General features: G+C 69.8%; 12 protein-coding genes. 6 read left to right on the top strand and 6 right to left on the bottom strand.

The genetic code is table 11. The features are described from left to right. Positions 1 to 62: 62 nt before the first annotated feature. The gene (locus ACFYO2_RS07640; protein WP_388345473.1) at positions 63 to 1,019 is read right to left on the bottom strand and encodes a helix-turn-helix domain-containing protein; all 957 of its coding nucleotides are present in this window, start codon (positions 1,017 to 1,019) and stop codon (positions 63 to 65) included. A gap of 411 nt (positions 1,020 to 1,430) precedes the next feature. Here ACFYO2_RS07640 and ACFYO2_RS07635 point away from each other — a divergent pair, with 411 nt between their 5' ends. Next, complete coding sequence (locus ACFYO2_RS07635; RefSeq protein WP_388345471.1) at positions 1,431 to 2,489, top strand: methyltransferase; 1,059 nt, start codon at positions 1,431 to 1,433, stop codon at positions 2,487 to 2,489. Positions 2,490 to 2,520: 31 nt separating this feature from the next. Here ACFYO2_RS07635 and ACFYO2_RS07630 read toward each other — a convergent pair whose 3' ends face one another. Then, a complete protein-coding gene (locus ACFYO2_RS07630; RefSeq protein WP_388345468.1) occupies positions 2,521 to 2,748 on the bottom strand; it encodes a hypothetical protein in 228 nt (75 codons plus the stop codon). Positions 2,749 to 2,852: 104 nt separating this feature from the next. On the opposite strand from ACFYO2_RS07630, the gene ACFYO2_RS07625 reads away from it, so the two are divergent. Both ACFYO2_RS07625 and ACFYO2_RS07620 read left to right on the top strand, forming a co-directional pair. Continuing rightward, positions 2,853 to 3,614: an SDR family oxidoreductase gene (locus ACFYO2_RS07625; protein ID WP_388345465.1), complete on the top strand. Its 762-nt coding sequence runs from the start codon at positions 2,853 to 2,855 to the stop codon at positions 3,612 to 3,614. Between the two features lie 156 nt (positions 3,615 to 3,770). After that, positions 3,771 to 5,816 (top strand): ATP-binding protein, encoded by a 2,046-nt coding sequence (locus ACFYO2_RS07620; RefSeq protein ID WP_388345462.1) that lies wholly within the window; start codon positions 3,771 to 3,773, stop codon positions 5,814 to 5,816. Positions 5,817 to 5,951: 135 nt separating this feature from the next. Here the strand turns inward: ACFYO2_RS07620 and ACFYO2_RS07615 are convergent, their stop codons facing one another. The 4 genes from ACFYO2_RS07615 to ACFYO2_RS07600 all read right to left on the bottom strand — a co-directional run bounded on the left by ACFYO2_RS07615 (position 5,952) and on the right by ACFYO2_RS07600 (position 9,348). Beyond that, the gene (locus ACFYO2_RS07615) at positions 5,952 to 6,278 is read right to left on the bottom strand and encodes a hypothetical protein (RefSeq protein ID WP_388346080.1); all 327 of its coding nucleotides are present in this window, start codon (positions 6,276 to 6,278) and stop codon (positions 5,952 to 5,954) included. Positions 6,279 to 6,456: 178 nt separating this feature from the next. Further along, the gene (locus ACFYO2_RS07610) at positions 6,457 to 7,317 is read right to left on the bottom strand and encodes an oxidoreductase (RefSeq protein WP_388345460.1); all 861 of its coding nucleotides are present in this window, start codon (positions 7,315 to 7,317) and stop codon (positions 6,457 to 6,459) included. A gap of 210 nt (positions 7,318 to 7,527) precedes the next feature. Next, positions 7,528 to 8,400, bottom strand: coding sequence for a helix-turn-helix transcriptional regulator (locus ACFYO2_RS07605; protein WP_388345457.1), 873 nt, complete (start codon positions 8,398 to 8,400; stop codon positions 7,528 to 7,530). 75 nt (positions 8,401 to 8,475) lie between these two features. Beyond that, the gene (locus tag ACFYO2_RS07600) at positions 8,476 to 9,348 is read right to left on the bottom strand and encodes a helix-turn-helix domain-containing protein (RefSeq protein WP_388345454.1); all 873 of its coding nucleotides are present in this window, start codon (positions 9,346 to 9,348) and stop codon (positions 8,476 to 8,478) included. Between the two features lie 204 nt (positions 9,349 to 9,552). Between ACFYO2_RS07600 and ACFYO2_RS07595 the strand changes: the two genes are divergently transcribed. The 3 genes from ACFYO2_RS07595 (at position 9,553) to ACFYO2_RS07585 (ending at position 12,040) form a co-directional block, all read left to right on the top strand. After that, entirely contained in the window at positions 9,553 to 10,335 is a 783-nt protein-coding gene (locus ACFYO2_RS07595) for an SDR family oxidoreductase (RefSeq protein WP_388345452.1), read from the top strand. A gap of 141 nt (positions 10,336 to 10,476) precedes the next feature. Next, positions 10,477 to 10,692, top strand: coding sequence for a tautomerase family protein (locus ACFYO2_RS07590; RefSeq protein ID WP_388345449.1), 216 nt, complete (start codon positions 10,477 to 10,479; stop codon positions 10,690 to 10,692). A 361-nt stretch (positions 10,693 to 11,053) separates the two neighbouring features. Then, positions 11,054 to 12,040 (top strand): hypothetical protein, encoded by a 987-nt coding sequence (locus ACFYO2_RS07585; RefSeq protein WP_388345446.1) that lies wholly within the window; start codon positions 11,054 to 11,056, stop codon positions 12,038 to 12,040.

The raw sequence follows: 12,040 nt of genomic DNA, 5'->3' as shown, positions 1-12,040 counted from the left end.
CGTGGTGCCCGCGTCAGGGCCCGCGGGCAGCCGGCCGTGGGTGACGCCCCGAACGGGCCGTCTCACACGGGAGGGTGTCCGGGCTCCGTGCTCCTCGACCTGACGAACTGGGTGGGCGTTTGGCCGTACTGCTTCTTGAAGGCACGGACGAAGTGACTGCTGTCGGCGAATCGCCAGCGGGCGGCGAGTTCCGAGATGCCCGGTCGGCCGAACGGTGACGCGAGCTCGAGCCGGGCATGTTCCAGCCGCCTGCGCCGGATGTAGGCGCTCACCGACTCCTCGGCCGCGGCGAACGCCCGGTGCAACGTCCGTACCGAGACGTTGAGTTCGCGGGCCAGGGCCGACGGGGAGAGCTCGGGATCCGTGAGGCGGCTGTCCACGATGTCCTTGGCCGCTTGGGTCAGCGCGGGGACCAGCCGGGGCTCGTTGTCGTCGAACCCCTGTGTCAGCACGCCCTTGACCAGTTCGAGCAGCGAGTTGCGGGCGGCGTGTACGCCGGCGGGCGTGAGGTCGTTCAGCGTCGTGTCGACCAACTTGGCGTAGGCCGTGAGCAGACGTACTTCGGTCGAGTGGGCGGGTCCGACGATCGGCCGGTCGCCGTTCAGCGGCCTGAGCTCCGAGGCGGGCAGGATCAGCACCTTCGCTGCCGTGCGCGGTTCCATCTCGAACCGTACCGGCGGTCCGTTGTGCCGCACGATGAACTGCCCGGCCGGTACGGCGGCCTCGCCGCCGTCGCGCGGTCGGACGAAGCGCCACTCGCCGCGCCGCATCACGTGCACGAGGACCCGGTCGTCGAGGTGGTGACCGGCGCCGCCCCGGGTGGCGCCGGCCAGCGACTCGCCGTAGAGGTCCGCGATCACCGCGTCCTGCACCTTGGAGGCGCGGACGCTGACCCGGAAGCCACCGGATCCGCGCGGTTCGAGGGGTGGCAGGGGGAGCGCCTCCCCGACCTGTCCCTCCCACTCGCGTCGGAAGACGTCGAAGCCGTCCCACGCGGTGCTCGGGGCTGTGACGTCCACAAAGAAGTTCCTGCCCGGCCCGCCGGCCCTCGGCGCGGTGCTTCCCGTGTTGCTCATGGCCAACGCCCCAAACTCGACAACGGTTCGCAGGCTTGTGCGGCCCGCCTGACCCTTCACCATGACGCACCGTCCCTGACACACCGTCCATGAGGCACCGTCCATGACGCTGACGTTCTGCCGGAGTGACGCTGCGGTACATGCGTGCGCCGTAACGATCTCCCTAGGGTGAGCGGTGGGGCATGTGCCGCAGAGCACGGAGGCCGGGTTGTGTCTCTTCTGATGCGGAACCACGGCAGCTCAGATCCGGCGTCGTGCCGATCGAGGAGCCACCGCGTCGCCGGACGTCCGGACCTACCGCCCCCGCCTTCCACGGGCTCCCCCGTTCTCAATCTTGAGAGGTCTTGGACTGTCATGACCGACCTGACTGATATGACGCGTGGCACCGAAGTCGCGCCGAGTGATCCCGCAGCGGACGCCGCCGCCGTTTTCGACCTGCTGAGCGGCCTCGTCGTCGCCCAGATCCTGCGGGCCCTGGCCGAGCTGCGCATAGCCGATCATCTCGCCGACGGCGCCCTGACGGCCGAGGAGTTGGCCGAGCGTGAGGGCAGCCATCCGCAGGCCACCTACCGGCTGATGCGCGCGGCCTCGTCGTTGGGCCTGCTGAGCTACGAAGGGAGTCATCGTTTCGCTCTCACCGGGCGAGGCCGGACGTTGCGTTCAGGAGTGCCCGGTTCCTTGCGCTCGTTGGTACTTGCCCAGACGGGACGCTCGCACTGGCAGTCCTGGGCCCACTTCCCCGAGGCGGTGCGGCAAGGAGCCACGCAGACCAGTAAGGCGCTGGGAACGGACATTTTCGAGTACTTCGCGCAACCGGAGAACGCTGACGAAGCCGCGCTCTTCGCCCAGGCGATGGGAGACCTGTCGGGTCTGGTGACGCACGGCGCCGTGGGCGCGGTCTCCACTGCCGGCGTGTCGACGGTTGTCGACGTCGGCGGTGCGAACGGTGATTTCGTCCTGGCGCTGCTGGAGACCGACCCCCGGCTGAGCGGACAGGTACTCGACCTGCCTCACGCCGTCGAGAGCGCACGCGGCGAGGCCGGGAAGCGTGGTCTGTCCGACCGCTTCTCCGCGGTGGCGGGCGACTTCTTCGCGAAGGTTCCCGCGGCGGACCTCTACCTCCTGAAGACGATCCTGCACGACTGGGACGACACCCAGTGCGCGGTGATCCTCCGGAACTGCCGGTCGGCCGTGAACGAGGGGGGACGCGCACTCGTCGTCGAGATGGTCATCGGCGAGATCGGCAAGCCCGACTTCGCCACCCGGGCGGACATGACCATGCTCACCATGACCAACGGCATGGAACGCGATCTGGACGAGTTCGACGCCCTCTTCGCGGCCTCGGGATGGCGCCGCGCGCAGACGTACCCCGTGGGTGGCGGCTACTTCGGTATGGAGCTCGTCGCCGTCTGACGGGTGCGTGGTGCTCGAGGCAGGCAGATGGTCAACCATGAGCCCCGAGGTGGCCGGGTGATCCGGCGCGGAAGGTCTGATCCAGGGTCAGGTCGTGGAGATCGCCTTCGAACAGATAGACCTCCTCGACCCACTCGTGCCGGATCACGCCGGAGAGCGAGGTGTCGAGGCCGGGCTCCCGGCGCACCAGCCGGGTCAGCACATCCGGATCGGCCTCGTCCCTCCATCGTGAGCCGACGCCCGGTGGTGGGTGCGGCACTCCTAGGAAGATCCCGGCCTTCTCCCGCCCTCGGAAACACGGCAGGTTCGCAGGTGAACGGACCATTGGCGGGGCTTGGGCCCTGACTGAACAAGGAGGACGCCGTGACACGGACAACGTCGGAGACCACAGAGCAGGGCAGCCGCAAGGTCGTACTCGTCACGGGTGCCACGAGCGGCATCGGCGAAGGCATCGCCAGGCGGCTCGCCGCGGAAGGCCACCACGTCGTCGCCGGTGCGCGGCGAGAGGATCGGCTGGCCGATCTGGCCAAGAGCGTCCGGGCTGACGGCGGCAGCATCGATGTACGCCGTCTCGACGTCACCGACCGGGCCGACGTAGCCAGGTTCGTCGACGATACGGTGACCGCTCGAGGGCGCATCGACGTGATCGTCAACAACGCCGGCGTCATGCCGCTGTCGCGCCTCGACTCACTGCTGGTGGACGAGTGGGACCGGATGATCGATGTCAACGTCAAGGGCCTGCTGCACGGCATCGCCGCGGCCATGCCGCACTTCCAGCGCCAGAACAGCGGGCACTTCATCACCATCGCGTCGATCGGTGCTTACTCCGTGGTCCCCACGGCCGCTGTCTACTGCGCCACGAAGTACGCGGCCTGGGCGATCACAGAAGGCCTCCGGCAGGAGGCCGAGCCGTTCATCCGGGTCACCACCGTCTCACCCGGCGTCGTCGAGACCGAACTGGCCGGCACCATCACCGAACCAGGAGCTGCGGCGGCGATGAAGGCCTACCGCTCGGCTGCCATCCCGCCCGATGCCATTGCTCGTGCGATCTCCTACGCGATCAGTCAGCCCGCCGATGTCGACGTCAACGAGATGGTCATCCGGCCTGCGCGGCAGCGGCCGTAGCGAAGTGGCTGTCGGCGGCCCCGCCAGCCGGTTGGTTCCCCGCCGAAGGCGTGAAGTACCGCACAGCGACGCGCCTTTTCAGCCCTTCGATGGCGACGACAGGTGCGACGTAGGCTGTTCGGCCATGTACTGGTTCGGTTCGGTGATGAGGGGCTCATGAACATGGGGGACGGCCGCTCTCTGGGGGCCCTTGTGGTCGGCGCACGGGACCGGGCTTTCGTCGGGCGGGCAGCGGAGCGGGCCCTGTTCCGGTCCGCACTGGACGAAGACCCCGGCTCTTCGCCCGTGCTCTATCTGCAGGGGCCCAGCGGAATCGGCAAGTCCACGTTGCTCAGGCGGTTCGCTCTCGAGGCGCGGGAGGCGGGCCGGCTGGTGGTCGAGGTGGACGGCCGTACGGTTCCCGCGACGCCGGAGGACTTCGAGCACGCCGCGGAAAAGGCGACCGCCGAGCCGGGATCGGTGCTCCTGGTCGACACCTTCGAGCACTGCCAGGGTCTGGAGCACTGGTTGTGGGAGCACTTCCTGCCGCGGCTTCCGCTGGGCTCGGTGGTGGTGGTCGCCGGCCGTGCGGCCCCCGATCCGCTCTGGGTCGCGGACCCGGGGTGGGCCGACCTGCTGCGCGTGGTGCCACTGCGCGACCTGGCTCGGGACGACGCCGCGGCGTTCCTGCGCGCCCGGGGTGTCCCGGCCGGCGCGCACCACGCACTGCTGTCCTTCACCGGCGGCAATCCGCTGGCCCTGTCCCTGGCGGTGGCCGTCGCCGACCGGCAGGACGCCGAGGGGCAGGACGCGCACGGGACACCTCGGGCGGCCGACTGGTCACCCGGCCAGGACGTGATCGGAAGACTGCTGCCGCAACTCGTGGGCGATCCGCCGAGTCAGGACCACCGCACGGCACTGGAGGTGTGCGCCCAGGCCGATGTCACCTCCGAGGCGCTGCTGCGGGCGATGACGGGCGATCGTGCCGCCGAACTCTTCGCCTGGCTGCGCGCCCAGCCGTTCGTCGAATCCACCGCGGCCGGCCTCTGTCCGCACGATGTGGTGCGCGAGGTACTGGCAGCTGATCTGCGCTGGCGTGACCCGGACGGATTCGCCGCCCTGCGCCGTCGGATGTACGAGTATCTGCTCGGCCGGGTCCGGCAGGCGCCCGCCGCGCAGATGCTCCAGGCGATGCAGGCCCTGGTGTACCTGGAACGGTCCGTCGCCCACATGTCCGGCACGCTCGTATGGCATTCCGAGGGCGTGGTGCGGGAAATGCCCTGCGCTCCTGCCGACGAGAGCCGTGTGGTGGAGCTGGTGCGCGAGGCGGAGGGGGCCGAGTCCGCCGCGATCGCCCGGTTCTGGCTCGATCGGCAGCCCGAAGCGTTCAGCGTGTACCGCTCGACCCGGACCGATGACATCGTTGCCTGTTCGGCCTGGCTGCGGTTCGGCGGGCCGGAGGGGGTGGACGTCGATCCGGTGGTGGCCGCCGCCTGGGCCCATGTGGACGCCGGCGGGCCCCTGCGGGCGGGCGAGCACATGGCCATGGCGCGGTTCCAGGTCGAGCCGCAGGCATACCAGCGGCCCTCGCCCTCCATGAACCTGATGCAGTGGCGTGTGGGCGGGGAGATCATCCGAGCCGACCGCCTCGCATGGTCGTTCGTCGTGATGCGGGACGACGGCTTCTGGAACAGCTACCTCGAACGCTCCGACATGATGCCGACCGATGCCGTCCCCGTCGTCGGCGGCCACGGGTACCGCCTCTTCGCCCACGACTGGCGTCCCCAGTCCGGCATGGCGTGGACGGAGCAGAAGCGCGAAGCCGTGCAGGAGGGCGGGGCCGCCGTCACATATGCGGCCCGAACTGCGCAGGAGCGGGTGGAACCTCTCGTGCTGTCCCGGCGGGAGTTCGAGGTAGCCGTACGGGACGCCCTGCGTGCGCTGTGGTGGCCGGGCGAGCTCGCGGCCAACCCCCTCAGCCGCGGCCGCCTGGTCGCTCAGACGGACCGGAGCCTCCATGACGTCCTGGTGCGTGCCATCGACACGGTGCTGGAAGTGCGTGGTGGGGAGAAACGTCACCTCGTCATCACGACCACCTACAGCAAGGCCGCTCCCACTCAGGAAGCGGCGGCCAGGCGCCTCGGTATGTCCTTCAGCACCTACCGCCGGCATCTGACCGCCGCCGTGAAGCACATCACCGATGTGCTGTGGAGTCAGAACTGAGCGGAGCACCGACGCTCGTTGAGCAGTGTGAGCGCGAAGTGAGCACGTAAGGGACAGGGAGGCTGCCCGCCGTTCGTCGGGCCTTACTTCGCCGTCACCACGTCGGCCGGCGGCGTGGCGACGCGCCTTCTGGTCTCAACTCGCGCAGGCGGTCTGGAAGTCGCCGCCCTCGGCGTGCTGGCGCCACAGGAGTTCGGCCACCGTCGTGGGCTCGTGCCGCAGCCCGGGGCCCAGTGCGCCGACGATCGCGGTGTGTGCCACCCGTATGCCCTCGGGGCTCAGCTCCTCGTGCAGCAAACGGGCGTACGCCACCTCCGCGGTGTAGGAGATGGCGGAACTGGCACGCGCGGCGCTGGGGGCGACGGCGGCACCTCCTGTGGTGAACAGAAGGGTTCCCCGGCCACGCTCCCGCATGGCGGGAAGTACGGCCTGAACCGAGTCGATCGCGCCGAGGACGCTCAGGCCCAGCGACAGCCGGACGTCCTCGGAGGTGGTGCGGGTGACGGGTTTGATCCAGTGCGACCAGACCTACGTCGAAGCCTTCCGCGCCGAATCTGGCCGCGGTGGCCAGACCGAGGTTCGGTCCTGCTCCGATGATCGCCAGCGTGGGCATGGGTCCTCCGGTGTGGGGTCGTTCCCGTCAGACAGTGGTGCGGTCGTCGGGGTAGTCGGCGCTGAGGGTGACATCGCGCCATGCGGTGAAGTGGGTCTTGAGGGTGTCGAGCCGGGACATGGCGACGTCAAGGGCCACCTTGCCCAGGAGCAGCCGCAGTGGGGGGTTCTCGGACCGCACCGCTTCGATGATGGCTGCGGCGGCGCGTTCCGGGTCGCCGGGCTGGTGCCCGTAGGTGTCCAGCGTGCTCTTGCGGCGGGCGCCGGCGGTGTCCGCGTAGTCGTCGATCCGCGTGGCCGACTGGCGCATGGAGGGGCCGGACCAGTTGGTGCGGAAGGCTCCGGGCTCGACGATCGTCACGTTGATGCCCAGCGGTGACACCTCGGCCGCGAGTGACTCGGAGAGTCCTTCGACGGCGAACTTGGTGGCGTGGTAGTAACCCGTGGCGCCGAAGGCGGCCAGACCTCCGAGAGAGGAGATGTTCACGATGTGGCCGCGGCGGCGGGCGCGCATGCCCGGCAGGACGCCGAGCGTGACGTCCACGAGTCCGAAGACGTTCGTGTCGAACAAGGCGCGGATCTCGGCGTCCTCACCCTCCTCGAGAGCGGCGAGGTAGCCGTAGCCCGCGTTGTTGACGAGTACGTCGATGTGGCCGAAGGACTCCTGAGCGGCCTCGACGGCCTTCTCGATCTGCTTGGCATCGGTGACATCGAGCGCCAGGCCGATTGCCCGGTCCTCGTGGCGGGCGACGATGTCCGCCACCGCCCGCGGGTCACGGGCGGTGACGACCGCTCGCCAGCCTCGGTCGAGGACCGCGTGGGCCAGGGCACGGCCGAGGCCGGTGGAGCAGCCCGTGATGAACCAGACGGGCGTTGAGTCGACAGACATAGGGGATATGTCCCTTCAAGAAAGACGGCATTGAGTGGACGCCACGGCGTACGAGCACGGCGTACTGGCACGGCGTACGAGCCCGGCGTTGGGGCACGGAGTCCGTGCACGGCGTTCGGGTACGGAGTCCGTGCACGGCGTTCGCGCGCGGGGACTTGGCGGGATGGAACGGCCGGAGTGGATTCAGGGAATGGAACGGCCGGAGTGGGTTCAGTCGCCGGTGGCGATGTCCTGCTGCGCGGAGTCCGAAGCGTGCGCCGACTCCGTCGCGGTGAGGCTGCCGAGCAGCGACAGCGCGTGGGCGGAGGGACTGCCGGACTCGGCCTGGTAGACGACGAGTTGTTGCCCCGGCGCGCTGTTGATGGTCAAGGACTCGTAGTCCAGCGTGAGTTCCCCGACGACCGGGTGCCGGAAGCGTTTGGTCTCATGCCTCTTCTGGCGGATGTCATGACGCGACCACAACCTGCGGAACGCCTCGCTCTTGAGCGACAACTCGCCCACCAGCTCGATCATCCGCGGATCGTCGTAGTCGGTTCCCGCTGCCTCGCGCAGGCCGCCGACCGTGTTGGCGGCGACCCGGTCCCAGTCCGGGTAGAAATCCCGGGCGTCGGGGTCGAGGAAGACGAGCCGCATCAGGTCACCGCTGTAGGTGTGGCCGGCGAACAGGGCGCCGCCCAGGGCGTTGTGCGCCAGCACGTCCATACAACGCCCCAGAATCACGGCAGGTGTGCCGGTCCAGCTGTTCATCATCTGCAGCAGAACGGGACTCACCCGCTGACGCCGGGCGCCCTTGCGGGAACGTCCCGGCACAGGCCGGGCCAGCCGGTGCAGATGGGCGATCGCGTCGTCGTCCAGCAACAGTGCCCGGGCCAGCGCGTCGACCACCTGCACCGAGGGGTTCCTCTCACGTCCCTGTTCCAGGCGCACGTAATAGTCGGTGCTCAGCCCGGCCAGCATGGCGACCTCCTCCCGGCGCAGGCCCGCCACACGGCGGTGGCCGGTCACGGGCACGCCCTGCTCCTCGGGTTGCACAAGGCCGCGACGAGCTCGCAGAAACTGTCCCAGCAGGTTGTCGCTGTCCATGCCTTCGACGGTAGCCCCGCATCACATCCGACGCAGCGACGCAAGGTGGCCGCGATACTCCTAGGCTCGTCGGACTCAGGCCTGTGGCTGCCCGAGTTCCTTCGCGCCGGTAGTCATGTCCTGGGTGCCGATGACGGAGAGAAGCTGCAGCTGGGCCGCGCCTTCGGTGCCGGGAGGGGCGCTGAACCACAGCAGGCGCTGGCGTCCGTCCTCGCTGAACAGGCTGTGGCAGTCCAGCTCGATGACGCCCAGCGTGGCGTGCACGATGCGCTTGTGGTCGGTCCGGCGGAGGGCGACATCGTGGGTGTCCCACAGGTCGGCGAACTCCTGGCTGCGCCGTCGCAGCGCGGCCACCATCTGATGCACCTCGGTGTCGCTGTCACGCCGTGCGGCGACCGCCTGGAGGTCGGCGACGAAGACCCGCGAGTGGTGGGGGTGGTCCTCGGCCGGGTAGATGCCGCGGGCGTCGCGGTCGGTGAACCAGCGGTAGACGAAGCTCGCTTCGGGGCCGCGCACCGCCGGGGGCCGGCCGACGAGCGCGGCAGCCAGGTGGTTCTGCACCAGTGTTTGGTGCAGGTCGGTGATGACCTGGGCGGGAGTGCTCGTGAGCTGGTCCAGCAGGCCGAGCAGAGCCGGCTGCACATGCGCGGTCGGGCCATGCGCGGCCGGGGGGACGCGACGGCCGGCGAGATGGAACAGGTGGTCCCGCTCGTCGCCGTTCAGACGCAGCGCCCGGGCGAGGGCGGCCAGCACCTGAGCCGAGGGCTGGCTGCCGCGGCCACGTTCCAGTTCGGTGTAGTAGTCGGCGGACAGGCCCGCCAGCTGGGAGACTTCCTCGCGTCGCAGTCCGGGCACCCGGCGCCGCGGACCAGTGGGCAGCCCGACGTCGGACGGGCGGATGAGGGCACGCCGGGACTTCAGGAACGCGGCGAGTGCTGAGTGGTTCACGCTCCTCATCGTGACGCGCACCGGCGTCCTGAGCCAGGGGGTGGCAACCCCTGGGTAGAGACAGCCCTGGCCGGCGCGGCGGCACCGGCCCACGCTGGAGACGCAAGCAGGGGGCAGCCGGTGACCACACCGACGCCCCCCGCCACGATCCGCCCGTCGTGGCATCCCGTATCCGGCATCTCTCGATTCTTCGCAGGAGTCTCCATGTCGACCCAAGAAACCGCGACGCCTCGCGCCGCGCTCAACCACCCGGCGGACCAGCCCCGCGTCGCCATCGTCACCGGGGGCTCCCGCGGTATCGGCCGCGAGACCGTGAGCCGGCTGGCCGCCGACGGATTCGCCGTCGTGGTCGGGTACGCGGGCAACCGTGAGCTGGCCGAGGCCGCCGTCAAGGAGGTCACCGCGGCAGGCGGCCGGGCGGTCGCCGTACAGGCCGACGTCGCCGACGAGCAGCAGGTCGCCGCGCTGTTCGACACCGCCGAGTCGGAGTTCGGCGGAGTCGACGTCGTCGTCCACGCGGCCGGCCGAATGTACCTGGCCCCGATAGCCGACCTTGACCTGGCGAAGCTGGACGAGGTCCACCGCACCAACATCCGCGGGAGCTTCGTGGTGGCCCAGCAGACCGCACGGAAGATCCGCAGGGGCGGGGCGATGGTCACCTTCTCGACTTCCGTGGTGGGCCTGGCCTTTCCCGGCTACGGCGCCTACAGCGCCGGCAAGGGTGCCATCGAAGCGCTCACGATGATCCTCGCCCGCGAGCTGCGCGGCCGGGACGTCACCGTCAACGCCGTCGCCCCCGGCCCCACCGCCACCGACCTGTTCCTCGAGGGCAAGGACGAGGAGACCATCGCCCGCCTGGCCGCCCAGCCCCCGCTGGAACGCCTCGGCACCCCCGCCGACATCGCCGAGGTCGTCGCCTTCCTCGCCTCACCGGCCGGCCACTGGGTCAACGGCCAGGTCATCCGCGCCAACGGCGGCATCATCTGACTCCATGACGCCGACCTGCACGACCCTTCCTCCACGCCGGCGCACCCGCCGACACCGACCCGCCGCCTACGACGAACTCTACGCAACCCTGCTCACCGCAGGCAGCACCCTGTAATCCCCTCCCAAGAAGAGAGAATCACGATGCCGTTCGCCAACTTCAAGGTCCCCGCCGGCACCCTCGACGAGAAGCAGAAGGAGAAGATCGTCACCCGCACCACCGAGCTCTACGTCGAGATATACGGTGAACGGGCCCGCGCCAACACCATGGTCCTCGTCGAAGAGGTCACCGATGGCGGCTGGGGCATCGGCGGCAGCGTCCTGACCCTCGCGATGCTCGAGCAATCCCCCGAGTCCTGACGCCTTCGGACGCCCACGGCAGGCTCAGTCGGCCACACGCCGGCCGACTCCAGGACCTGACAGCGAAAACCGCAGCCGGAGCAGGCCGTCCGCGACAGCGCCGGGCGGCCTGCCGCCTGGTCAGGCGTGCCCGGCCGTACGGTGCTTGTGTCCAGGGGGGCCGCGGCACACTGCTCGGCCGCCAGACCCACCACAGCTCGGTCCCGAGCCGGAGGCACAGAGGTGCCGGCGGGGACCGGGAGGGGCGACGGGGAACCGGACCGGGCCCGTGAAGCGCCGGTGAAAGCCCTGTGGAAGTGGTGTCGGTGGGGCCGTTTATGCTGCCCCGGACGATCACGCGGGGACCAGGGGAGGACGCGGCATGTTCGGCAAGCTGTTCGGCAGGGGTGCGGAGAGACCGGTGGCGGATCCGCAGGCACTTCCTGTCCCGCGCAGGCAGAAGAACGGCGTGTACAAGCTGCGCGCACTCGGAGACGCGCGGGTGCTCGCGCTGGTCGAGGCGGCCGACGCAGGTGACTGGGAGGCGGTCAAGGCGGCGCTGGCTCCCTTCGACCTCGGCCGCGACCACCAAGTCCTCGGTGAGCTGGCCGACTTGGACGGTGTGCAGGACTGGATCGGCCGGGCGGTCGAGGAGGACAAGGAGCACCGGGCGACGGCCCTGCTGATATCCGGGACGCGTCACATCAACTGGGGCTGGGAGGCACGCACCGCCGAGCGTGCCGTGAACGTCACGCAGGAGCAGTGGCGCGTCTTCCACGAGCGGCTCCACATCGCCGAGGAGCAGCTGCTCGAAGCCGCCGAGTTGCGGCCGGAATGGGTCACACCGTGGCGCCGTCTCCTCACCTCCGGTCGCGGCATGTCGCTGGGCACCGCCGTCAACGAGACCAGGCTCGACGCCGCCCTGCGCCGTGATCCGCTGGACCTGGAGACCCACATCGAGTGGGTGTCGCAGCTGCAACCCCGCTGGGGCGGCGAGCCGGGCCAGGCCCTGGCGTTCGCCCAGGAGGCGGCTGCCCGTGCCCCGCACGGGCACCGCCTCGGCTGCGTGATCGCCATGGCGTACATCGAGGAGTGGGTCGAGTCGGACCGGGGGGACTATCTCGAAACCTCCGAGATCCAGGCGCAGTTGCGGGAAGCGGCGGACCTCAGCATCCTGCACCCCGCCTACGAGTGGCCGCTGGGCTGGCAGGAGGACTTCAACATCTTCGCCATGGCCCTGTCGCTGGCCGGTGAGCGCCACACGGTCAAGCGTGTCTTCCGAACGCTGGACGGCGCCTACACCAAGTGGCCCTGGACCTACTTCGGTGAGCCCGAGAAGCAGTTCGCCCGCCACCACCGCCGTGCCTGA

The organism is Streptomyces sp. NPDC006602 (assembly GCF_042870385.1).
Classification (GTDB): Bacteria; Actinomycetota; Actinomycetes; order Streptomycetales; family Streptomycetaceae; genus Streptomyces.
Note: the sequence above shows the minus strand (reverse complement) of the source record. Positions and strands in the feature narration are given on the sequence as shown.

Excerpts from the sequence above, each read along its gene's own strand:
- ACFYO2_RS07620 (WP_388345462.1), top strand. The coding sequence starts at position 3,771 with ATGAACATGGGGGACGGCCGCTCTCTGGGGGCCCTTGTGGTCGGCGCA.
- ACFYO2_RS07610 (WP_388345460.1), bottom strand. The coding sequence starts at position 7,317 with ATGTCTGTCGACTCAACGCCCGTCTGGTTCATCACGGGCTGCTCCACC.
- ACFYO2_RS07605 (WP_388345457.1), bottom strand. The coding sequence starts at position 8,400 with ATGGACAGCGACAACCTGCTGGGACAGTTTCTGCGAGCTCGTCGCGGC.
- ACFYO2_RS07595 (WP_388345452.1), top strand. The coding sequence starts at position 9,553 with ATGTCGACCCAAGAAACCGCGACGCCTCGCGCCGCGCTCAACCACCCG.
- ACFYO2_RS07635 (WP_388345471.1), top strand. The coding sequence starts at position 1,431 with ATGACCGACCTGACTGATATGACGCGTGGCACCGAAGTCGCGCCGAGT.
- ACFYO2_RS07585 (WP_388345446.1), top strand. The coding sequence starts at position 11,054 with ATGTTCGGCAAGCTGTTCGGCAGGGGTGCGGAGAGACCGGTGGCGGAT.
- ACFYO2_RS07590 (WP_388345449.1), top strand. The coding sequence starts at position 10,477 with ATGCCGTTCGCCAACTTCAAGGTCCCCGCCGGCACCCTCGACGAGAAG.